24 protein-coding genes and 1 pseudogene are annotated in these 22479 nt (G+C 65.1%); 12 read left to right on the top strand and 13 right to left on the bottom strand.

Annotation, left to right across the window (positions count from 1 at the left end):
* Positions 1–31: 31 nt before the first annotated feature.
* From RE429_RS18565 to RE429_RS18575, 3 genes are all read right to left on the bottom strand, one after another.
* A complete protein-coding gene (locus RE429_RS18565; protein WP_414474249.1) occupies positions 32–874 on the bottom strand; it encodes an ABC transporter permease in 843 nt (280 codons plus the stop codon).
* A gap of 32 nt (positions 875–906) precedes the next feature.
* Positions 907–1671 (bottom strand): ABC transporter ATP-binding protein, encoded by a 765-nt coding sequence (locus RE429_RS18570; protein WP_414474250.1) that lies wholly within the window; start codon positions 1669–1671, stop codon positions 907–909.
* 62 nt (positions 1672–1733) lie between these two features.
* Positions 1734–2741, bottom strand: coding sequence for an ABC transporter substrate-binding protein (locus RE429_RS18575; protein WP_414474251.1), 1008 nt, complete (start codon positions 2739–2741; stop codon positions 1734–1736).
* Positions 2742–2915: 174 nt separating this feature from the next.
* On the opposite strand from RE429_RS18575, the gene RE429_RS18580 reads away from it, so the two are divergent.
* Together RE429_RS18580 and RE429_RS18585 are read left to right on the top strand one after the other, a co-directional pair.
* Positions 2916–3617, top strand: coding sequence for a GntR family transcriptional regulator (locus RE429_RS18580; RefSeq protein WP_414472148.1), 702 nt, complete (start codon positions 2916–2918; stop codon positions 3615–3617).
* Positions 3618–3756: 139 nt separating this feature from the next.
* On the top strand, positions 3757–4221 hold the full coding sequence (locus tag RE429_RS18585) for a hypothetical protein (protein WP_414472149.1): 465 nt from the start codon (positions 3757–3759) through the stop codon (positions 4219–4221).
* Here RE429_RS18585 and RE429_RS18590 read toward each other — a convergent pair.
* Positions 4215–4913 carry a DUF938 domain-containing protein gene (locus tag RE429_RS18590; protein WP_414472150.1) on the bottom strand — a complete coding sequence of 233 codons (699 nt, stop codon included), beginning with the start codon at positions 4911–4913 and terminating at the stop codon, positions 4215–4217. The two genes, RE429_RS18585 and RE429_RS18590, sit on opposite strands and share 7 nt — an antisense overlap.
* A gap of 465 nt (positions 4914–5378) precedes the next feature.
* On the opposite strand from RE429_RS18590, the gene RE429_RS18595 reads away from it, so the two are divergent.
* The 7 genes from RE429_RS18595 to RE429_RS18625 all read left to right on the top strand — a co-directional run bounded on the left by RE429_RS18595 (position 5379) and on the right by RE429_RS18625 (position 12175).
* Positions 5379–5648, top strand: a complete 270-nt coding sequence (locus RE429_RS18595; protein ID WP_414472151.1) for a hypothetical protein — start codon at positions 5379–5381, stop codon at positions 5646–5648.
* 355 nt (positions 5649–6003) lie between these two features.
* The gene (gene ftsH, locus RE429_RS18600) at positions 6004–7935 is read left to right on the top strand and encodes an ATP-dependent zinc metalloprotease FtsH (RefSeq protein ID WP_414472152.1); all 1932 of its coding nucleotides are present in this window, start codon (positions 6004–6006) and stop codon (positions 7933–7935) included.
* A 561-nt stretch (positions 7936–8496) separates the two neighbouring features.
* Positions 8497–9045, top strand: coding sequence for a sigma-70 family RNA polymerase sigma factor (locus RE429_RS18605; RefSeq protein ID WP_414472153.1), 549 nt, complete (start codon positions 8497–8499; stop codon positions 9043–9045).
* On the top strand, positions 9038–9799 hold the full coding sequence (locus tag RE429_RS18610) for an anti-sigma factor family protein (RefSeq protein WP_414472154.1): 762 nt from the start codon (positions 9038–9040) through the stop codon (positions 9797–9799). The genes RE429_RS18605 and RE429_RS18610 overlap by 8 nt, the downstream gene beginning before the upstream one ends.
* A 15-nt stretch (positions 9800–9814) precedes the next feature.
* On the top strand, positions 9815–10531 hold the full coding sequence (locus RE429_RS18615; RefSeq protein WP_414472155.1) for a Bax inhibitor-1/YccA family protein: 717 nt from the start codon (positions 9815–9817) through the stop codon (positions 10529–10531).
* A gap of 32 nt (positions 10532–10563) precedes the next feature.
* Positions 10564–11160 carry a DUF2076 domain-containing protein gene (locus tag RE429_RS18620; protein ID WP_414472156.1) on the top strand — a complete coding sequence of 199 codons (597 nt, stop codon included), beginning with the start codon at positions 10564–10566 and terminating at the stop codon, positions 11158–11160.
* A gap of 346 nt (positions 11161–11506) precedes the next feature.
* A complete protein-coding gene (locus tag RE429_RS18625) occupies positions 11507–12175 on the top strand; it encodes an exopolysaccharide biosynthesis protein (protein WP_414472157.1) in 669 nt (222 codons plus the stop codon).
* A 9-nt stretch (positions 12176–12184) separates the two neighbouring features.
* On the opposite strand, the gene RE429_RS18630 is transcribed toward RE429_RS18625, so the two are convergent.
* A complete protein-coding gene (locus RE429_RS18630) occupies positions 12185–12310 on the bottom strand; it encodes a hypothetical protein (RefSeq protein ID WP_414472158.1) in 126 nt (41 codons plus the stop codon).
* A 29-nt stretch (positions 12311–12339) separates the two neighbouring features.
* Between RE429_RS18630 and RE429_RS18635 the strand changes: the two genes are divergently transcribed.
* Both RE429_RS18635 and RE429_RS18640 read left to right on the top strand, forming a co-directional pair.
* On the top strand, positions 12340–13110 hold the full coding sequence (locus RE429_RS18635; protein WP_414472159.1) for a TerC family protein: 771 nt from the start codon (positions 12340–12342) through the stop codon (positions 13108–13110).
* A gap of 65 nt (positions 13111–13175) precedes the next feature.
* Positions 13176–13646: a 4-aminobutyrate aminotransferase gene (locus tag RE429_RS18640; RefSeq protein WP_414472160.1), complete on the top strand. Its 471-nt coding sequence runs from the start codon at positions 13176–13178 to the stop codon at positions 13644–13646.
* A gap of 30 nt (positions 13647–13676) precedes the next feature.
* Here RE429_RS18640 and RE429_RS18645 read toward each other — a convergent pair whose 3' ends face one another.
* The 8 genes from RE429_RS18645 to RE429_RS18680 form a co-directional block, all read right to left on the bottom strand.
* Positions 13677–14474, bottom strand: coding sequence for a putative hydro-lyase (locus RE429_RS18645; protein WP_414472161.1), 798 nt, complete (start codon positions 14472–14474; stop codon positions 13677–13679).
* 24 nt (positions 14475–14498) lie between these two features.
* Positions 14499–15854 (bottom strand): amidase, encoded by a 1356-nt coding sequence (locus RE429_RS18650; RefSeq protein ID WP_414472162.1) that lies wholly within the window; start codon positions 15852–15854, stop codon positions 14499–14501.
* Between the two features lie 40 nt (positions 15855–15894).
* Positions 15895–16578: a DUF2848 domain-containing protein gene (locus RE429_RS18655; RefSeq protein ID WP_414472163.1), complete on the bottom strand. Its 684-nt coding sequence runs from the start codon at positions 16576–16578 to the stop codon at positions 15895–15897.
* Between the two features lie 155 nt (positions 16579–16733).
* On the bottom strand, positions 16734–18017 hold the full coding sequence (locus tag RE429_RS18660; RefSeq protein WP_414472164.1) for a TRAP transporter large permease: 1284 nt from the start codon (positions 18015–18017) through the stop codon (positions 16734–16736).
* A gap of 6 nt (positions 18018–18023) precedes the next feature.
* Complete coding sequence (locus tag RE429_RS18665) at positions 18024–18635, bottom strand: TRAP transporter small permease subunit (RefSeq protein WP_414472165.1); 612 nt, start codon at positions 18633–18635, stop codon at positions 18024–18026.
* Between the two features lie 111 nt (positions 18636–18746).
* Positions 18747–19796: a TRAP transporter substrate-binding protein gene (locus RE429_RS18670; protein WP_414472166.1), complete on the bottom strand. Its 1050-nt coding sequence runs from the start codon at positions 19794–19796 to the stop codon at positions 18747–18749.
* Positions 19797–20027: 231 nt separating this feature from the next.
* The gene (locus RE429_RS18675) at positions 20028–20942 is read right to left on the bottom strand and encodes a LysR family transcriptional regulator (RefSeq protein ID WP_414472167.1); all 915 of its coding nucleotides are present in this window, start codon (positions 20940–20942) and stop codon (positions 20028–20030) included.
* A 131-nt stretch (positions 20943–21073) separates the two neighbouring features.
* Positions 21074–21847 (bottom strand): hypothetical protein, encoded by a 774-nt coding sequence (locus RE429_RS18680; RefSeq protein ID WP_414472168.1) that lies wholly within the window; start codon positions 21845–21847, stop codon positions 21074–21076.
* Between the two features lie 263 nt (positions 21848–22110).
* On the opposite strand from RE429_RS18680, the pseudogene RE429_RS18685 reads away from it, so the two are divergent.
* Positions 22111–22311 (top strand): annotated as a pseudogene (locus RE429_RS18685) (hypothetical protein); the annotation flags it as partial.
* Between the last annotated feature and the right edge of the window lie 168 nt (positions 22312–22479).

Below are 22479 nucleotides of genomic sequence, written 5' to 3' on the forward strand. Positions count from 1 at the left end.
TGGTCGGGAGGGGGCGGAGCCGAGAGGAAGCTCAGCTCTGGAGCCCCCATTTCCGGATGGTCTTGCGCTCGATGGTCCTGAAAATCAGGTTCTCGACGATCAGGCCGATGATGATGACGGTCAGCAGGCCCGCGAAGACGGATGGAATGTCGAGCAGGTTGCGGTTCTCGAAGATGAACCAGCCCAGGCCGCCCTGCCCCGACGACACCCCGAAGACGAGCTCCGCCGCGATCAGGGTGCGCCACGCAAAAGCCCAGCCGATCTTCAGGCCCGTGAGGATCGAAGGAAAGGCGGCGGGAACCAGGATCCTGAAGACATAGGACAATCCCTTGAGCCCGTAGTTGCGTCCCACCATGCGCAGCGTCTGCGACACGCCGAGGAAGCCCGAGTGGGTGTTGAGCGCCACCGCCCAGAGAACCGAATGAATGAGAATGAAGACGAGACTGCCGTTGCCGAGACCGAACCAGATCAACGCGAGCGGCAGGAGCGCGATGGCGGGCAGCGGGTTGAACATCGCCGTCATCGTCTCGAGGAAATCCGTACCGATCCGGGTGTTGATGGCGAGGATCGTCAGGATCGCCGCAAGGGTCACGCCGGAGGCATAACCCATCAGGAGAACCTTCAGCGACGTCCAGGCTCTCATCGGGAGCGTGCCGTCCGCAATCCGGTCGCCCATCGTGGACAGGGTGTCGGAGAGCGTGGGGAAGAGAAGCGGATTGTCGAGATAGCGCCCATACACCTCCCAGGCGATCCCGAGAAAGACGATGATCACGCACTTGCGGACGAAGCCGTTCCCCCAGACGAGCTCCAAGGTGCTGAGCTTGCGCTCCACCTCACCCGTATGCGCTTGGGCGGGGGCCGTCTCCGCGCGCATCACGATCTGTGCATTGCTCATGAGCGTCATCCCTAATGTGCGCCTTCTTCTTCCGCGAAAAGAAGCTCGTGGATGTGTTTTTCGAGTTGGCCGGCGCTCCCGTCGGTCGGCGAGACCCGGTCGACATCGTTCACCTCGGCCTTGACGCGACCCGGATGCGGCGACAGAAGCAGGATGCGGTTGCCGATCTTGATGGCTTCGGCAATCGAGTGGGTGACGAAGAGCACGGTGAACTTCGTGTCCTCCCACAGCTGCAGCAGCTCGTCCTGGCAGGTGCGGCGGGTCAGCGCGTCGAGGGCCGCGAAGGGCTCGTCCATGAGCAGAATGTCGGGCTCCATCGCCATGCCGCGGGCAATGGCCACGCGCTGCTTCATGCCGCCCGAGAGGGTATGCGGATAGGAGTCGACGGCGCGGGTGAGATTGACCTTCTCGATATAGGCGCGGGCCTTGTCCTCAGCCTCCTTCCGCGGCAGCCTGCGCGCGACGAGGAGCGGGAACATGACGTTCTGCAGCACGGTCTTCCACGGCAGGAGCTGGTCGAACTCCTGAAAGACCATCATCCGGTCCGCGCCAGGCTCCGTCACCTCACGCCCCTTGATCCGGATTTTGCCTTCGCTCGGATTGAGGTAGCCGCCGACGGCCTTGAGCAGCGTGGACTTGCCGCAGCCGGAGGGTCCGAGCAGCACGAAGCGGTCCGACCGATTGACTTGAAAGCTGACCCTGTCGGTCGCTGTCACGAGAACGCTGGGCGTTTTGTAGCGCAGCGTCACGCCACTGACGTCGAGAAGAGCGGACATGATGAAACCTGAAATGACATTGCGGGTGTGCGCCTCGCAAGGAGCGAGGCGCACGCGTTCGATCAGCTGCCGCTCAGGTCATGGGCAATCGGCAGGTAGAAATCCTTCCAGGAAGCAGGCTTCGTCTTGAGCGTCCCGATCTTGTAGAGGTGTTCGGCGAACTTCATCGTCCCCTGCGGCTGAAGGTTCCACTCCATCATGCCGGGCTCCTTGAGCCATGCGAGCAGGTCTTCGGGGCTCGTCTTGTCACCGGTGATTTCCTTATAGATGTCGACGGCTTCCTTCGTATTGGAGCGGATGAAATCCTGCGCCTCCTTGGAAGCCGCCCGAACCGCCTCGATGACCTTCGGATTGGCCTCGGCGAACTTGGTCGTCGTGAAGAACTGTCCTTGCGTGAGCGGCCCGCCGATGATGTCGGGCGATTGCAGGATGATGCGTGCGCCCGGCACGGTCTTCATCTCGATGTACTGGAAGGGCGGCGCGGCGAAGTGGCTCTTCACCTCATGCTGCGGGTTCGTCATGGCGACGACCGCATCGGGATGACCGAGCTGGACGGTGTTGGCGTCGAGCTTCGACCACTGATCCTCGCCGAACTCCTTGGCGCTGGCCATCTGCAGCAGAATGGCCTGGGTCGAGACCTTGACGGTCGGCACCGCAATCTTGTCGCCGGCGCCGAAATCCTTCAGCGACTTGATCTTGGGATCATGCGTGACCAGAGCCAGCGGCTGAGCGGACGTGGCGACGATGCCCTTCACGCCCCCCTTCGTGCGGTCCCAGAGCAGGAGCAGATTGCCGACGCCGGTATTGACCATGTCGACGCCGCCCGACAGGAGCGCGTCGGTCTGGGCGCCGCCGCCGCTGAAGGTCACCCACTTCGTCTTGAGCTCAGGCAAACCAAGCTGCGCCGCGTGCTTCTCGATCAGATGCTGCTTCTCGATGACATGGGTCGGCAAATACAGAATGCCGGGCTGACGGGTGATCGAGATCTCGCTCTTCTGCTGGGCCTGAGCGGCTCCGGCGAGCGCAAGCAGCCCGACGGCGGCTGCAATCCCGGCGCCGAGGCGCCTCATCTGCTTTTTCATGGTGTTTCCTCATCAGGGCCCCTCTTGGCGGGGGCTTCGGGACAATCCGGCAATTCCGTTCCGGCAACTCATACACTAATGCATTAGTACACCGGCCGCAAGTGTGCTATAGAGGCTCAACGAGCGATCAGGTTCTTCGGCATGGCGTCATCGAGATCAGCATTGAAGCAGCACCTCCCCCTGCGATCCCCGGAGCGTTTGGAGCGCGGCCGGCAGGCCGCCCCTCAGGTCTTCGAGCGCCTCAGGGAAGCCATTCTGTCCCTGGAGCTCACCCCGGGAACGACCCTGTCCCGGACGACGCTCGCGGGACAGTTCGGCGTCAGCTCCACCCCGATTCGCGACGCTCTCATGCGGCTCGAAGAAGAAGGCCTGGTCGATGTCTTTCCGCAGCATGCGACGGTCGTCAGCCCCATCGACCTGACGCTCGCCCATCAGGCCCATTTCCTGCGGCGCTCGCTGGAACTCGAGATCGTCCGAAGCCTGGCCCTGAACCCGGACCCACGACTGATCGCCCGTCTCAAAGGCATCCTGGCGCAGCAGCAGGCCCTGATGGAAGCCAACGATCTGCAGGCTTTCGAATTGGCGGATCAGGATTTTCACCGGCACCTCTATGAGGCGGCCCGGATGCAGGATCTCTGGCAATTGGTGCGCAGCCGCAGCGGGCATATCGACCGTCTGCGCCGCCTCAACCTGCCGACGCCCGGCAAGATCGAGAGCATTCTGCGGCATCACAGGCTGATCGTAGAGGCCATCGCCGACGGCAAGCCCGGCGACGCCCAGCAACACCTGCGCGATCACCTCTCGGGCACCCTCTCCCATGTGGACGAGATCAGCGCACGCTATCCTGGCTATGTGAGGAAATAGCTCCCGATCCGACCCGCCTTCGTGTCCGGGCCCGGAAATTCGCGCGACGAGCCGCATCCGTGACACAAAATGGCCGCCGATGTCATGAATAGCCTCGCCCCAAGGACGACAGGGGTCCTGCACGAGGGATACGGCACACTTGGGCACCGGCATCATCACCACCGCGCTTCTCATCATCATCGGCTACATCGTCATCACCAAGGTTATCGGGATCGCCTTTCGCCTGGTCGTGCCCGTCGTCCTGATCATTCTGCTCGGGGGCGCAGGCATCTTTGCGGAGCTGTTGCCGCAGAGAAGCCCGGACCAGGACATCGCCCATCGCCACCAGCCTTACGACCAGGACCGCGGCGCGCCCGAGGCCGTCAGCCGCCTAGGGGACATTCGCCTTCGCGACATCGCCGATACGGTCGTCGACGCGACCCGGTCCGTCCTGCGGCATGTCGCGGCTCTTCTGGACGACGCTGTGGATGACGGACGTCCGGAGCAATTGCCGCCCTATTCCGATCCCCGTTTCCGGCGCGACCGGTTCGGTGACGGCGAGCGTCCATCTTACCGCGAACCCGAGGCATGGGACGGAGCGCCCCGGCCCGGGCGGACCTATTGAGGCGTCTCGCGCAACAATCTCTCGTCGTCCTCCGCCTCTCGGCACGTCCCTGAGCAATCGATTCCACCCGCGGGCGATAAGCGGCGGAAGATCAGGCTGAGGTTGTGCGCGGGCATCGGAACGCGCTCGACCAGTCTAAGTCCGTGGCTTCCTGCAAGATTCGCCACCTCCTCGAGGTCGCGGACCCCCCACTCGGGATTGCGGCGCCTCAGATCCTGGTCGAAGGCCTCATTGCTCGGCGCCGTGTGAACGCCGCTTTCCTTGTAGGCTCCGTAAAGGTAGAGCACGCCTCCCGCCGGCAAGACGCGGCCCGCACCGGCCATGAGCCCCTGGGTCGCCCGCCACGGCGAGATGTGAACCATGTTGATCGCCACGATGGCATCGGCTCGCTCGACCGGCCACCCTGAAGCGGCGGCATCAAGGGTTAGCGGAGCAAGGAGATTGGGCAAACGCGCAACCGCCCGATGGGCCGCGATGCTGTTCAAGGCCTGGTCGTCCCGGTCGGTGGGCTGCCATGTCAGGTGCGGCAGGGCTCCGGCGAAGTAGACCGCATGCTCGCCGGTTCCGCTGGCGATCTCCAGAACGGTCCCGGCCGGAGGCAGGGACCGTTGCAGGACGGAGAGGATCGGATCGCGGTTTCGCGCCGTCGAGGGAGCCGTCAGGGCTCCGGTTGCGTTCTGCACATGCGTCATTCCACCCTCACATTCTCCAAACCTGACCCTCGCGACCGCTCAAGGCCGGATCTCGACCGTACCGTCAACACCGACTTGCTCAAAACCGGAAATCAGCAGCGCGACACGCACCCGCCATGCCTCAGGAACGGGCAGAACGAGCCCCAGAACCTGTCATGTTCCATCGGCTCGATCCGGCCTCCGGCTCCGCCGGCGTGACCGTCACCTCCTTCGGATCGAGCGGCGCAAGATCCCCTGTCATCAGCGGCAGGCTTCCATGCGCGGCAAGGGATTAACACCCTCGTGTGTCTCGTATACGCTGTATGAAACATATCAGATGCTGTCCTGGCACCGTCGTCATTCCCATGCAGCCAGGCCCATCCAGCCAAGCCGCCGCTGCGGAACGTCGGCCGGGTCTTGCGCCATCGACGCCCGTCACCTGCCGGGCCGCCGGCGTGGCTGCATCAAGCCGCAACGGAGATCTCTATGCGGATAATCTACGCCTCGCGAAGCAGCAAAGCCGGTCCGGCCCCCCTGTGGAGCATAGCGGTCAAGCTCGTCCTGCTGCTCATGAGCGCCGCCATTGTGCTGGCGGTGGCGCTGATCGGCCTGTTTATCGTCCTGCCCGTGATGCTCGTCAGCGGCATTGCCCTGTCCTTCTACCTCCGGCGGAGATCGCGCCAAGCCCGGCGCGCCGCGCCCGAGACCGGCGTGATCGATGCGGAATATACCGTCATCGAGCATGACCGGAGATAAGTTCAGCCGAATCGCCGGGATGACGGGCCCGTCTTGAACTCGGCCCTTTCACCCCCCACCTTTCAGAGACCAGGGTCCGGGCCCTCTGACAGCCTGTCCAGGCTGTGATGTCGGACTCTCTCACCTGAGGAGCGCTGAAACCGCTCCGCGTCTGGGAGACGGCTGTGGCGTCCTGTTCCTATGCGCGTGTCGTCGAAGCCAACGGCATCCGTACGGACGAGACGACAGGAAGGCGCGATGGCCCTCCCTGGTTTCCCGGTCACGCCTGCCCGTCCTCCGGACCGTCTCTCAGGCCATGGCCGGTTCCGGTGACACCACGATTTGAGGCCCCCTTCTCGATAGGAAAGCGATCCTTATGAACACTCCGAATGCCGGACCTGACTTTCGCAATCTCGCGATCGTGGTCGCGGTAATGGCGCTGCTGGCCATGTTCCTGTTCCAGAGCATGCCCTCGCAGCAGTCCGATCAAGTCCCCTACTCGGCTTTCGTAACAGCCGTCGATCAGAACGAAATCCGCTCGGTCACGATCCAGGGGCAGGAGGTCGTTGCGGAGCGCTCGTCCGGCGGTCGCCTCACGACCTATGTTCCCCAAGGGGCCAACCTGATCGCTCAGCTTCAGCAGAAAGGCGTCGTGATCAAGGCCGAACCGCCGCCGCAGCCCAGCCTGCTCGGCAGCCTTCTCCTATCGCTGCTGCCGCTCGCCCTGATGATCGGGATCATGGTTTGGATGTCCCGCAAGGCCATGGGCCAGCAGGGCGGTGGCGGCCTGCTGTCGATGGGCAAGTCGAAGGCGAAGCTTCTGACGGAGGCGCATGGGCGCGTGACGTTTGACGACGTGGCGGGGATCGACGAGGCCAAGGAGGATCTGCAGGAGGTGGTGGAGTTTCTGCGCGATCCGCAGAAGTTCCAGCGTCTGGGCGGGCGGATCCCGCGCGGCGTGCTGCTGGTCGGGCCGCCCGGCACGGGCAAGACGCTGACGGCGCGGGCGGTGGCGGGCGAGGCCAATGTGCCGTTCTTCACGATTTCGGGCTCGGACTTCGTCGAGATGTTCGTGGGCGTGGGCGCGAGCCGGGTGCGCGACATGTTCGAGCAGGCCAAGAAGAACGCGCCGTGCATCATCTTCATCGACGAGATCGACGCGGTCGGGCGCCATCGCGGCGCCGGCCTGGGCGGCGGCAACGACGAGCGCGAGCAGACCCTCAACCAGCTGCTGGTCGAGATGGACGGGTTCGAGGCCAACGAGGGCGTGATCATCATCGCGGCCACCAACCGGCCCGACGTGCTCGATCCGGCGCTGTTGCGGCCGGGCCGCTTCGACCGCCAGATCGTGGTGCCGAACCCGGACGTGACCGGGCGCGAGAAGATCCTGCGGGTGCATGTGCGCAAGGTGCCGCTGGCGCCGGACGTCGACCTGCGGGTGATCGCGCGCGGCACGCCGGGGTTTTCCGGGGCGGATCTGATGAACCTGGTCAACGAGGCGGCGCTGCTGGCGGCGCGGCGGGGCAAGCGCATCGTGACGATGCGCGAGTTCGAGGACGCCAAGGACAAGGTGATGATGGGGGCGGAGCGGCGCACCCTGGTGATGACCGACGACGAGAAGCGGCTGACCGCCTATCACGAGGCCGGGCATGCGATCGTGGCGCTGAACGTGCCGGCGACCGACCCGGTGCACAAGGCGACGATCATTCCGCGCGGGCGGGCCCTGGGCATGGTGATGCAGCTGCCCGAGCGCGACAAGCTGTCGATGAGCTTCGAGCAGATGACCTCGCGGCTGGCGATCATGATGGGCGGGCGGATTGCCGAGGAGATGATCTTCGGCAAGGAGAAGGTGACGTCGGGCGCGCAGTCGGACATCGAGCAGGCGACGCGGCTGGCCCGGATGATGGTGACCAAGTGGGGGTTTTCGCCGGAGCTGGGCACGGTGGCCTATGGCGAGAACCAGGACGAGGTGTTTCTGGGCATGCAGATGGGGCGCCAGCAGCACATATCGGAGGCGACCGCGCAGAAGATCGACTCGGAGGTGCGGCGACTGGTCGAGACCGGGCTCAACGATGCGCGCACGATTCTGACCGAGAAGCAGCATGATCTCGAGGCGCTGGCGCGGGGGCTGTTGGAATACGAGACCCTGACCGGCGGGGAGATCCGCAACCTGCTCGACGGGCAGCCGCCGGTGCGCGATGCCGGCGGCGACACCGCCACCCCGGCGCGCGGCTCGGCCGTGCCCTCGACCCGAACCGGGCGACCCAGAGAAAACGACGGGGGGCTTGTCCCACGGCCCCAGAACTGAGGGCTTGAGATCCAAGGCGCATGTGGCCCGGCCACATGCGCCTTCGTTTATCCGCGCTCGCCTGCGGTCGGCAGCCCTCTTGCAGATCGCAAAGCTGCTCACCATCTCATCCCTGCCTTAGCGCATCGTGCGGAAAAGTGGCCCCGGTTTTCCGCTCAAACGATGCGCTTCCCTAAGAGGGAGCATCGGACCCAAAAGTGGATGCCACTTTTGGGTCCGATGCTCTTGGGTCCGGGCCCCTCTGGCGAGCGGGTCGCCGCTCGCGATGTCGGACTCCTTCTCTTGCCCTTGCGCCCACGAGCGCGACCGCAACTGGAGGATCCGATGATGGATTCCACTCTCGTTCCGACGACGCATCCCGACATCTCTCTTGTCGAGGGCTCTGCACGCCTTCGCGACCGGACTTCCCCCACACCCGAACAGACGAGCGACGACGTCGTTCCGGCTCCCTGCGGAGCGGGAGAGGAAAGCTCGCGCCAATCGCACAGGCCTGAAACCGCGGGCTCGAATTTTTCGACATTCGCCCCGGATGAAGACGCCGGCCTGCATCGTATACGTCACATGAACGACGCCAAACACACGGATGTCATCGGACTGCTCGAGCCATTGCGGCGCTATGCCCGTTCCCTGGCACGGGACGAGGCGAATGCCGAGGATCTCGTGCAGGATACCCTTGTCCGCGCCTATGAGCGGCGAAGCTCGTTCCAGTCCGGCGGCAACCTGCGAGGCTGGTTGCTTTCGATTCTGCACAACACCTTCATCGACACACGCCGCCGTCGCGCGGCGGAATTCCGCCGCCTGGAGCAGGCGGCCGCCCTTGCCGATTCGGCCGTTCCGCCCGAGCAGGAAAGCCGTGTCAGGCTTCGGCAGGTCCAGGCGGCTTTCATGAGCCTGCCGGACGAGCAGCGGGCTGCCCTGCATCTCGTGGCCATCGAGGGGCTGTCCTACCAGGAAGCCGCGAACGCCCTGAAAATCCCCGTCGGCACCCTCATGTCCCGCCTGGGCCGCGCGCGCGCGGCGCTGCGGGGTTTCGAGGCGGGAACCGATCTTTCGCAGACGCCCGGCACCAAGCGGCCAAGCCTGCGCATCGTAGGAGGATCCAGTGTCTGACCCCATCACCGAAGCGGACCTTCTCGCCTATGTGGATGAGCAGCTCGATCCTGCCAGGCGGATCGAGGTCGAGGAACGCCTCGCCCGCGATCCCGAAGCCGCTGCCAGGATCATGGCCGACCTGAAGGATCGCGACGCCCTCCGGCTGCTCCATGCGGCTCCCCTGCCCCGCCCTGCGGAAGCGATGTTCGCGGCGGCGACGAAGCTCGAGCGTGCCCTTGCCTGGCAGGCCTTCGGGCTGAAGCTCCGCCGGGTTGCCGCGGTCGCGGCGCTCGTCGGGTTCGGATGGTTTGCCCACGGGCAGGTCGGCCTGGGGATCACCGACAGCGAAGCCTCGCCCAAGCCGCCCGCCTTCGTGGAGGACGCCCTGCATTCCCACGAGACGGGCCTTCTGCGCGCCCGCATGACCTCGCAGACCGGTGTCGGAGCCTACGATCCCGCCGAGATCCTGGCCGAGACTGGAATCCAGCTCCCGGCGCTGCCCAAGGATTGGCAGGTCCGCGACGCGCAGGTCTTCCCCGCCAGGTACGGGCACAGCATCGAGGTCGCCATCGATGCCGGCGATCTCGGACGGGTGTCTCTCTTCGCCGCGCAGGCTCAGGCCTTCAACGTGATCGCCCCCACGCTGGCCAGCTTCGACACGGCGAAGGCCGTGTACTGGCAGACCGGCCAACTCGCCTATGCGCTGACCGGAAACGGCAGCGACAAAGCCCTCGAACGGGCGGCCCTGCGGCTGTCCCGCAAACTTCAGTAAACCTCGGAGATATCCATGAACACACCCTATGCCTGGCAAACCGCCACGGCCCGCACCAGCGGCGCCCTCTTCGACGAGGGCCTGCGCCAGCACATGCTGCGGGTCTACAACTACATGGGCATCGGCCTTGTCGTGACAGGGCTCGTGGCCTTCTTCGTCGCGTCGACTCCGGCCCTGTACGTTCCGATCTTTCAGACGCCGCTCAAGTGGGTCGTCATGCTGGCGCCGCTTGCCTTCATCTTCTTCTTCTCGTTCCGCATGGACCGGATGACGGCGGCGTCCGCGCGCACCGCCTTCTTCGCCTTCTCGGCCGTGATGGGCCTGTCGCTGGCCTCCGTGTTCCTCGTCTTCACGGGCACCAGCATCGCCCGCACCTTCTTCATCACGGCGACCATGTTCGGCGCCACCAGTCTCTACGGCTATACCACGAAGCGGGACCTGTCGAAGTTCGGCTCGTTCCTGATCATGGGCCTGATCGGCATCATCATCGCGTCCCTGGTGAACATCTTCCTCGCGTCGAGCGCCCTTCAATTCGCGATCTCGATCATCGGCGTGCTCGTGTTCACGGGGCTGACCGCCTACGACACGCAGACGATCAAGGAGCAGTACGCCGAGAGCTTCGGTCATGAGGCCAACAACAAGATGGCCGTGTTCGGCGCCCTCTCCCTCTACCTGAACTTCATCAATCTGTTCCAGCTGCTCCTCAGCCTTACCGGACAGCGGGAAGAGTAATCTCCGTCCATTGCCAGAAAGGATCGATTTTCATGGACCATCAGGACCGTCAGGCCATCGAGCAGCTCTTCGGCAAGATCGACCAGGTCGAGCGCCAGTCCACGCCCCCGGACGCGCAGGCGGCGGATTTCATCCGCTCCCGGATCGGCCAGCAGCCGAACGCGCCGTATTACATGGCCCAGACCATCGTGGTGCAGGAACAGGCCCTGAGCGCCGCCCACGGCCGGATCCAGCAGCTCGAGCATGACCTCGCCAGCCGTCCGGCGGGCGGTGGCGGGTTCCTGTCCGGCCTCTTCGGCGGCGGACAGCAGCGTCCGCAGCCGCATCGGCCCTCCCCGGCGCAGCCGATGCACGGCACGGCGCCCCACATGGCTCCCGGGATGGCTCCCGGAATGGCTCCCGGAATGGGCATGGCGCCCGGACGCGGAGGCGGCGGCTTCCTGGCAGGAGCCGCGCAGACCGCCATGGGCGTCGCCGGCGGCGTGCTCCTGGGCAACATGATCGGCAATGCCTTCTCGGGCGGGGGCGAGGCGAACGCAGCCGAGTCCGGCCAGGCCGAGCCGCAACAGGCGGCAGCCGAGGATTTCGGCGATGCGGGAGGCGACTTCGGCTTCGACGAGGAAATCTGACGGGAGCGGGCGTTATTCCGTGCATGACGCCGCGGACCGCGCCCATCCTTGCAGAAACGGCCGTTCTGCCGGCGCAATGCGCCGGCAGAGCGCATCGAACGCGGGAAGCGGGAACCGGTTTTGCGTGAAAAGATGCTCAAGACCAGAGACCGACGGTATCGGATGTGGGTTCGCTTTCACACCCGATGCTGTCATCGTCTGGGCATCCTATCGAGGAACGGCCCATGATCGAACCGGTCGCTGCCCCGACACCATCCGAGCTTCCAGGCGTTAATGGCTTCACAGCCATGCGAGCGCCTGACCGATTCCACGAATACCGCTTCATTCCAGATCCATAGACAGGACCATGTCCGACCCTTCGAGTCGTCTCTCCGCCGCCGTTTCGCCGAATGGCGGCGGAGAGCACCGGCAACGGTTTTCCGAAGTCCTGAGCGCCCTCGCCGCCCGGCCCAACCCGGCCGTCAGCGTCGGCGACGCGCTCAATGCATTCGGCGACCGGGCCTTCGGCGCCCTGATGCTTCTGTTCGCCGCCCCCAACGTGCTGCCGCTTCCGCCCGGCATGTCGGCGGTTCTGGGAGCCCCCCTCCTCTTCGTCGCGGCCCAGCTGATGCTCGGACGCCCGGCCCTGTGGATGCCGCGCTTCATCTGCGAGCGCTCCCTCTCCCGTGACGTCTTCGTCCTGCTGACGGACAAGCTCAGCCCCGTCCTGAACCGGTCGGAGCGCCTCCTGCGGCCTCGTCTGGGCGTCATGTTCAGTCCCATCCCGAAGCGGATCGCGGGTGGCGCCTGCCTTCTGCTCGCGATCATCCTCTTCCTGCCGATTCCGTTCGGCAACATGCCGCCGGCTTTCGCCATCACGGCCTTCGCCCTGGGGATCCTGGAACGGGACGGCCTGGCCACGCTCGTGGGCTGGCTCGCGGCCGTCGGCAGCCTCCTGATCCTGGCGGCGATCTCGTCGGCGATCGTCGCCGGCGTCACGGCCTTCCTGGACCACTTGTGGGGCATCCTCGGATGAGGAGACCCATCATGCAACCTGCCGCCTCGCCACCGCATCGGCGCCTACGCCGTCCTCGCCGCCGCTTCTGCGGACCACCCCGATAGGCGAGAGCGACCGAACCTGCCCGCGGGTCGCCCGCGGAAACAATGTCATCCTGTTCTCAGGATCGAAAGGAACATCGAATGGACTTCGCCTGGATCTCCGATCCGACCGCGCTGGCGGCGCTGGCAACCCTCATCGTGATGGAGGTGGTGCTCGGCATCGACAACCTCATCTTCATCTCGATTCTCACCAACAAGCTGCCGGAGCACCAGCGCTCCAAAGCCCGCCGCATCGGCATCGGCCTTGCGCTGGTCCTGCGCCTCGGCCTGCTCGGCACCATTGCGATCATCGTCACCCTGACCGAGCCGATCTTCGCGGTCTTCGGCCATGGGTTCTCCTGGCGCGACCTGATCCTGATCGGCGGCGGCCTCTTCCTCGTCTGGAAGGCCACGAAGGAGATCCATCACAATGTCGACCCCACGCCGTCCGATGACGTGTTCGGCACGGCCAAGGCGACCATGACGTTCGGCGCGGCGATTACCCAGATCCTTCTGCTCGACCTGGTCTTCTCCCTCGACAGCATCATCACGGCCGTCGGCATGACGGATCACGTGGCCATCATGGTGATCGCGGTGATCGTCGCCGTCACGGCGATGCTGCTGGCAGCCAATCCGCTCGCCCGGTTCATCGCCGACAATCCGACGGTGGTGATGCTGGCGCTGGGCTTCCTTCTGATGATCGGCATGACCCTCATTGCGGAAGGCTTCGGAGCGCATGTGCCGAAGGGCTACATCTACGCCGCGATGGCGTTCTCCGCGCTGATCGAGGGACTGAACATGCTCTCGCGGCGCGCCGTCCGGCGCAAGGCGGCCGGCTCGTCCGCAGAACCCTCTGTCGAGCCGCAGCGCTGAGATCCCGTGGGGGGCGCCGTTCGGCCCCGCCGTCTCGTCATCATGTCACGGAAAGGAGCCCATGAATGGCCATCACGAAGTCCCTCGCCGCCGCAACGTCCGTCCTGACCGGCGTGCTCGTCATGTCCGGCGCCGCCCTGGCCCAGAGCAGCGCCTATCGCAGCACTGACGTAGCGGCAGGCCAGCAGCACCGCCTCGGAGTTTACGGCAACGTGCAGAAGGACTGCACGTCCGGGCCGTTGCCGACCATCCGGGTGGTGACGCCGCCGAAGCACGGAGAGCTGAATGTGCGGAGCGGAAAACTCAAGGCGGGACGGATCTCCCGCTGCCCCAAGCTCGAGGCCGTCGCACAAGGGGTCTTCTACAAGGCCGGCCAGGCCTACAAGGGAGCCGACGAGGTCGGGTACGAAGTCAGGACCGCCAGCGGCAAGGTGGAGCGGCACATCGTCCGGATCAATGTGAAGGGTGCCGCGCCCGGCGAGGCCAAGCCGAGCCCGGACACCAAGTCGGCCCCGGACGCCGAGACCGATCTGTGACGGCGGAGCAAGCGCGCCCGTTCACATGGATCAGAGCACCGCGATCGAGGAGTTCAGAAGGTCGGTGACGAGCATGTGCCCGGGTGCATGCGTGATGCAGAATTCGGGGCGAACATTGGCGATCACGGATTGAGGGGTGACGCCGCAGGCCCAGAAGACCGGCATCTCGCCTTCGCGGATCTCGACCGCATCGCCGTAATCGGGATTGGCGATATCGCCGATCCCGATCAGCGACGGATCGCCCAGATGGACCGGTGCGCCATGAACCGAGGGGAAGCGAGACGTCACCTGCACGGCGCGGATCGCATCGGCCGCCTTCAGGGGGCGCATGGACACGACGAGCGGTCCTGAGAAAGGCCCGGTCGGCACGGTCGGAATGGTCGTCCGGTACATGGGGACGTTGCAGCCCTGCTCGATGTGGCGCACCGGCAGGCCGTCGGCCAGCATGGCCTCCTCGAAGGAGAACGAGCAGCCGATCAGGAAGGCGACGAGCTTGTCGTTCCAGAGATCGCGGATGTCCGTGGGCTCCGCGACCAGCTCGCCGTTTCGCCACACCCGGTATCGCGGCACGTCCGTCCGGATATCGATGTCCCGGCCCAGTTCCGGCAGGAACGGGTCGCCCGTTTCCGATACCGCGATCAACGGGCATGGCTTGGGATTGCGCTGGCAGAAGCGCAGGAAGTCGTGTGCCAGCTCCTCCGGCAGGATGGCGAGATTCGCCTGAACATGCCCCGGAGCCAGGTTCGCGGTCGGCCCGGTCAGGAGACCGGCGCGGGCCTCCAACCGGGCTTTGTAGGCGGCGTCGCGGGCGATCGTTCCAGACATCATTCGATCTTCCTGCCAGAGTGCGGCTTACGCCCGCGCCTGCGAGCGCACGGCTTCCACGGCCATGCCGATGGACAGGATCCTGCGGTCGGCACCGGCGGGGCCTGCGATCATCAGGCCCACCGGAGCTTCGCCCGGCGCATGGCACGGGACCGACAGGGCAGCCCCGTCGAGGAAGTTGATCATCGTCGGGTTGCGCAGGATCAGCCCGTTCGTCGCATAATAGACCTCGTCGCTCGCGGCGAGATCCGCGATGGCGGGAGCGACGACCGGCACGGTCGGCAGCAGCAGCGCATCGTAGCCCTGGATCCTCGCCTCGACGCTTGCGCGCCAGGCCTTGCGGGCCGCGAGCAGGTCCAGGTAGTCGGCGGCGGAAATATCCTTGCCCCGGCGGATCCGCGAGACGACGCGCGGATCGTAGCGATCGCCCGCCCGCTCGATCAGGTCCCGGTGCCATGTCCAGGCCTCGGCCGCCGTAAAGCCGCCCTTGGCGTTGATCGCCGCGAGTTCGGTGAATTCGGGCACGGCGATCTCATCGATCCGCGCACCGGACGACGACAGGCTTGCGAGCGCCTGTTCGAAAGCGCGCGCGACATCCTTGTCCATTCCCTCGAGCACCAGGGTCGTGGGAACGGCGAACCGAAGCTTGCCGAGATCGGCCGGACGGGGCAGCGGCTCCTCGTCCGCGGCCATGATGGCATCGAGAACGGCGCAGCACGCGACGGAAGGAGCGATGGCCCCGATGGAGTCGAGGCTGAACGAGAGCGGCAGAGCCCCCGTCAGGGGCACCCGCGCGGCCGTCGGCTTGAACCCGACGAGACCGCAGAACGCCGCGGGAATGCGCACCGATCCGCCGGTATCCGACCCGATCCCCGCAACGGCCATTCCGTCGGTCACGGAAACCGCGGCGCCGGAGGACGAGCCGCCGGGAATGCGCCCGGTCCGGCGATCCCACGGATTGCGCGGCACGTCGTAATGCGGATTGAGGCCGAGCCCCGAATAGGCGAACTCGGTCATGTTGGTGCGGCCCACGATCACCGCGCCGGCAGTGCGCAGCCGCCTGACGACGACGGCATCTTCCGCCGCCGCGGGCTCACCGGCGCGCGCAACGGACCCGGCCATGGTGACCTCGCCCGCGACATCGAACAGGTCCTTGATCGAAACAGTCAGGCCGTCGATGGGCGAGCGGACGAGGCCCGCCTTGCGCAGAAGGTCGGAAGCCTGGGCTGCGGCGCGGGCCGCATCGGGGTAGAGCTTCGTAAAGACGCGCGCACCCTCTCCGGCCGGATCGGCTGCGCGGCGAAGCGCCTCCTCCGTCAGAGCCAGGGAGGTGGTGCGGCCCTCGGCGAGCGCCTGCTGCTGTTCGTTCACTGTCGACGTCATGTTTCATCAACCATCGTGGTGGGTTGCAACGAATCCCGGATCAAGCGACTTCGGGCAGAACCTCGATATCATAGTTATGGCTCAAGGTGCGCCCGCGGCGAGGATCGAACAGCTCCATGGTGAAGGACGGGGCCGGACGGATGCCGCCCTTCGCGCCCACCGTGCCGCAAATCATGGCGACGCCCTCGGGAAGCGTGTCCCCGCCGGCAAAACCTGAAATGAGTTCCAGCGGCGGCCGGAGCGAAGCGAGGGTGCCTTCCTGATAGAGCACGCGCTCGCCGTTCTCCTGGATATAGGAGCGGATGACGAGTTCGTCCCAGTAATCGGCCACATCCGCATAGAGCCACGCCTCGGCGGCGACCGGCTTGGCGCAGACCTGCTTGGACAAGGCAACGCTGTGCGTTTCGAGCTTGCGGTCGGTGTGGTCGGACGCGATGCCGACATAGAGCTCGCCACCGGCCTTGAACACGAAGGTTTCCACCTCGCCGGACGTCTGGTCGCCTACGACCTGAATGCGCGAGGCCTGGGTCAGCTGGTTCTCGGAAACGCGATAGTAAAGCGGCACGGAACTCGGACGCGGCACGCCGATGGCGAACAGCTCCTCGATATGGTGTTCGATGGCGTGCTGGTCACGCCCGGCCCAGCCCGCGACGACGAGGGAGGAAATCTCGGCCTCGACCGTGCGGGAGCCCGATTGCGTTTCGACTTCGAAGGACAATTTCATGGTCAATCCCTATGGGTTGAAAATGCGGTTGATTGCGCACGCTCGGAGCATCGGTCCCCAAGAGTGGATTTGCACTTTGGGAACCGGTCCGATGCACCGGTCTCGGATGAGGGTATCGGGGGATGCGGACCCGAGAACCGGGTCCGCACGATGCGCTAGCTGAAGACGCTCGGAAGCCAGAGCGCGAGCCCCGGGAAGAACGACAGGAGAGCGAGCAGGATGAACATCGCCAGCACGAAGGGCAGCGCCCCCGTGATCACGGCGCCCATCGAACCGCTCTTGCGCAGGCTCTGCACGACGAAGAGATTGAGCCCCACGGGCGGGGTGATCAGAGCAGCCTCCACCAGAACGATGATGATGATGCCGAGCCAGATCGGATCGTAGCCGAGAGCGAACATGATCGGCGCCACGATCGGAATCGTCGTGATCATCATGGAGAGCGTTTCCATGAAGCAGCCGAGCACCAGGTAGAAGACGATGATGATCAGCAGCATCCATCCCGGCGACAGCCCCAGCCCGGTGATCGATCCGGTAATCGCGTCGGTGAGGCCCGTGGCCGACATGACGAAGTTCAGGAAGGCGGCGCCGATCACGATCAGCATGATCATCGCCGTCGACCGCATCGTCCCTTCGACGGATTCGCGCAGCATCGTCCAGGTCAGGCGGCGGAACCATGCTGCGAGGACGAGAGCCCCCAGCACGCCGAGAGCGGCAGCTTCCGTCGGCGTGGCGAGACCGGCATAGATCGAGCCCACGACGAGGAAGAAGATTCCGAGCGGCGGCCCGAGATGGACGAGGCTCCGGAAACGTTCGCTCCAGGTCGCGTGAATCTTGTGCCCGCCCCAGGACGGCTTTGCGATGCAGCTCACCACGATGACCAGCATGAACAGGCCGGCCATCATGAAGCCCGGGATGATGCCCGCGAGATAGAGCCTGGGGACCGAGGAATTGGTGAGAACGCCGTAGATCACGAGATTGATCGAGGGCGGAATCAGAATGCCCAGAGTTCCGCCGGCCGCGAGGCTGCCGAGAAAGAGCGGCTCGTTGTAGCCATACCGCTTGATCTGCGGGATTGCGACGGTGCCGACGGTCGCGGCGGTGGCGACGCTCGACCCGGACGTCGCCGAGAACAGGGTCGAGGCTCCGATATTCGCGTGCATCAGGCCGCCGGGCAGCCAGGAAAGCCAGAGGCTCATGGCACCGTACATCCGCTCGGCGAACCCGGCCCGCAGCAGGACCTCTCCCAGCAGAATGAAGAGTGGCACAGCCACCATGAGAAATTCGTTGTTCGTGCTCCACGCCAGTTCGCCGATCGCGCGCGTCAGGGGGAGCATGGAGTAGAGCGGGTCGAGGACGAGCCCGAGCACGCCGAGGGCGGCGCCCACGGGAATACTCAATCCGATGAGGACGAGCAGGAGGATGAGTGCGGTGGCAACCATTTCGTTCTAACCCTTCACCATGCGCTCGCCTGCAGCGGCTTCGTCTTCTGCTTCTTCCTGGGTCGAACGAACGCCCGCAATCGCCTTCACGTCGTGGATCCGGCCCGTGACGAGTGCGGCGGAAGCCCTGAGCAGCATGAGCGCCAGGACCAGGCACATCCAGATCAGGCCGAGCAGCCAAAGGCCCTGCGGAATGTAAAGCGGCGTCGCCAGCGGCGTGTTGGCGGCGGAATTCTGCGCCCATGAAGTCGCGGCGACGTCATAGGCATAGTAGGTCAGCATCACCATGAAGACGCCGAGCGCCACGAGGGAGAGCCAGTCCAGGATCGCCGACAGGCGAACGGGCAAATACTGGTAGATGACGTCGACGCGGACATTGGCGCGCTGGAGCGTTGCGAAGGCGAGCGCCCAGGACGTGCTGATCGCAAAGGCGTAACTCGACAGCTCATCGGCGCCGCCGGTGCTGAAGCCGAATAACTTTCGGACAATGACATCGAAGGAGATCAGCAGCACGCTGCCGATCGTCAAAGCCCCGCCGAACCATACAGCCCAGCGTGACATATGCTCGGCGGCGCCGATCAGGCTGCCGAGAAAGGAAGGTCGCATTGTTGGTGCCATCAAAATATCCTTGGCGGCACGCTCACGCGCCGCATGGGATCGAAGGATCGCCGGCCGGGTGCATGAAAAGGCGCGCAAGACCTGAAAACAGATCCGGCGCGCCTCATTGCATTACTTGGAGACCGTGACGTTCAGCGTTTTGCCGATCGTGTCGTTGAAGCTCTGCACGCAATCGGCGGAGCAGCGCGCCGCCCATTTCGGCAGAATGGATTCCTGCAGCGCCTTCTTCAGGAGCGCGCGGTCGGCATCGGTCGGCTGAACCAGCTTCATCTTGCCCTTGACGGGAAGAGTGCACGCATCCGCGCCGGTATTGCAGTCATAGCCCTGCTGGGTCTGCTCGGCCGCGGCCTTCCAGATATCGTCCATCAACGTCTTGATGTTGGCCTGGACGAACTCCTGAACCTTCGGATCGAGCTTGTCCCAGGCCGCCTGGTTGACGGCGTGGATCTGCTGGTTCCAGTTGACCGGCAGCGCATAGAGATGGGTCGAGACTTCGTACCACTTCGCGGAATAGCCGGACAGCGATCCCGTGATGGCGCAGTCGACGACCTTGTTCTGCAGCGCCGGCACCACTTCGCCGAAGGCCATCGTGACGCTCGAACCGCCGAAGGCTTCCACGAACTCGGCCTGGGTGCGGCTGCTCGTGCGGACCTTCTTGCCCTTGAGATCGGCAAGGCCGTTCACCTCGGCGTTGCAGAACAGAACCTGCGCCGGATAGGTGGAAATGCCCAGGAGCTTCACGCGCGAACCTTCGCCGTAGAACTTCGCGTAGACGGGCTCGAACGCCTCGGTCACCTCGCGCGCCGTCTTCACGTCGGGGGCAAGACCGGCGAGATCGATCGCTTCGTTGATCGGGTTGTCGCTGGCGAAATAGGAGAGCGTCGCCGTGCCGAACTGAATGACGCCCTGCGACATCAGGCGGAGGATTTCGGGGCCCTTGAGGCCCATTTCGTTGAAGCCCTTGATCTCGGCCGTGACCTGACCGTTCGAGCGCTCCGGAATCGTCTTCGTCCAGAACGGCTTCTCGAAGTCATTGTAGGCGGTGAGATTGCTGAGGCCCCCGACGATCCGCAGATGGGTCTTCGGCAGATCCTGAGCCAATGCCGCGCCGGACAGGCCTATCAGGGCTGCGGCGCCGACGGCACAAGCGATTCTTTTCATGATGTGTCATCCTCTGGTTCAGTATTGCTGCTGACCGAAGACACATGCAGGTCGTCACGAAGCGTCTCTATCCATTGAGGCTTTCAGAGACTTCAGGCAGTCACCGGGCAACGGTGCCGCCATGGCGCGCTTCGCGCTTCGATACCTGGCTGTCGGTCCTCAGCCCCGGCGCATTGCATCGCAGGAACCTTCAGCTTGTCTATTCGTATGTTTTGATGGGGGGTATAAGGGCTATTTATACCCCCTCGGCGCCCTGCCTCCGGTCCGCACGGCGACCTCCTGCGCGAGTGTGGCGATAGAGCGCATCGAGCGGCTTTCGAGGCCGTCGACCCAGCTTGCGGTAAAACTCAGATCCGGGAGCGGATCGCTTTCCACGTCAAGGATCTGCAATTCGCCCGAAGCAAGCTCCCGGTCCAGAAACACCGGCGTGATCACGGCAGTTCCGATGCCGTCCAGGGCCATGCGAACGATCATCGACACAGGGGCGCTGCCGTACATCCGCGGCGTCTTCACGCCGGCGCGCATGAGCATATCGCGCACCATCTGGTAGGGACTGCTGCTCGACGGATGGGTGATGATCGGCCTTTCCGCGACGCGCTCCAGCGTCACCCGCCCGTCTCCGAGACCCAGCGTCGGACTGGCGACCCACGAGAGCGAATAGGTGCAGAGCGGGAGGTTTTCGACACGCTCCTCAAGAACGGGTCCCATCAGGAACGCGATATCGATCTTGCGCGACATCAGGTGGGAGCGCAGCACATGCGTGCTGTCGACCTCGATCTCCAGAACGAGCGCCGGATAAGCGCCGTGCACCTCCTCGATGAACGTCGACAGCCAGGTCTGCACGATGGTTTCCGCAACGCCGATCCGGATCGTGCCGCTCATCACGTTCTGGTCCTGGGCCGCCTTCAGCATGTCGCGGCGCGCCTGCATCATACGCTCCGCGTGCGAGAGCATCTCCTGCCCTTTGGCCGTCAGCGTCACGCCGCGCGCATCGCGCTCGAAGAGGCGTACGCCGAGAGCAGCCTCCAGAGACGCGATCCGCTGCGACACCGCAGGCTGCGTCGTCCCGAGCTTCTCGGAAGCCGCCCTGAGGCTGCCGAGGGCCGCCGCCCAGAAAAATGTTTCAATGTTTCGGAAGTCGATCATCAGCAATTCGTTCGGCGATCAATGGCATCTTATATCCCAAAATGCATCCCCGAAATGCATCCCGGAACGACGCCTGAACGGCCGAGGCGCCATGTCCGAGCTTCGACGTGCGAAGGGGCGCCGCCCGGTCATCACATGCCGGCGCGCACCGAACCACGCCACCGCCTGGCCGCGATCAGACATGCGTTCCACCCGATGCTCACCCCCAGGGCCAGCAGCAGCGACGCGGCGGCTCCGAGGCTCACCGCGCACAGATGCAGCAGGGTCAGCGCGCCGACGAAACCGAGCATGGCTGGCACTCCGTTGGCGATGACCGATGCCGTCGCGATGCCGCCCGCGCGAGGGTGCAGGATCAGGGCCAGGCTCAGGAGAACGACGGGCGCCAAGGCCGCCGCCGCCGCGATCGAAGGCCCCAGCGTTCTCCCCGCGACGATCGTGACACCCACCACGCTCATGACGAGCGCCGCCCGGACAGGAATGTCCCATGGGCGTTTCGCTTGAGGAGCCGGCATGGCGCCCGCCGAGAATTGCCGCGCGATCGGGATGGCGAGGGCATAGACCCCCGCGTTCAGGGCGAGGGCGCCGCCAAGGGACCACCGGATGCCGAGAACGAGCCAGATCGAGACGGCCCAGACCGCCAGGGCCGAGCCGACGCTCGAGACCACTCCCCATTTCTGGGCGGCGGCGGCATAGACGATCATGTAGACCACCGTGGCGGCCGACACCGCCAGACCCGCCAAGGCGCTTGTCGCGACGAATTCGGAGCCGTGATCGAGCGCGAGGAATGCATAGGCCGGGCCCGCCGAAATCGGCAAAGTCGCCATCATGGCCCCGAGGAACGGGCCGCTTCGCTCCACGACCAGCGAGGCAGCCACGACGATGGCCGCGCTGGTCAGCATCTTCATGACGAGCGGCATCCAGAAAGAAACGTCCAAAATCTGCGACCTTCGAATTGCGTTGGAGCGGAAGCCTGCGCGGCTGAACCACCGTGCCCCGCCGGGGCGATCGGTCTTTTTCCATGCGGGATAAAAACGGACATGACCGCGCCGGCCGGAAGCACGCTTTCCGCTCGCCGGAGCGGATCGCGGACGCATTAGCAACGTCGCCGCCCAGAAGTCAAAAGCGGCCCTGCCGAGATTTTCGGACGGGACAAGGCGCTTCTTCGGCCTTGCATGTCCTCGCCAATCGCCGCTGCGCACAGCTGGGGTTGGGTTCGGTCCTCGCCGAGGCCGAGAAGCCGTTCCCCTGGATGTCGGAGGCCATGGACCTGAAGAAGGAGAAGAACTTCTTCGAGACCCGCGTCATCGACTATCAGAGCGGCGGTGCGCTCGCCTGGGACTGGCAGGCGCTGCATCCGAGCCATGCGTAGGAGGCCGGGGGCTGCTCCTGGCCTCCACGCCGCGACCTGTGTCATACTGGTGCGCGCGCATCGAACATCCTGATGCCGGAGCCTGTGCGGATCGGCGGGAGGGTTCTCCCGTCCAGGGCGACCTTGAGCGCACCGGGCACTTTCCCCACGGATCGGGGAACATCGATC

It is taken from the genome of Microvirga sp. M2 (assembly GCF_047497095.1).
In the GTDB taxonomy this organism is placed as follows: domain Bacteria; phylum Pseudomonadota; class Alphaproteobacteria; order Rhizobiales; family Beijerinckiaceae; genus Microvirga.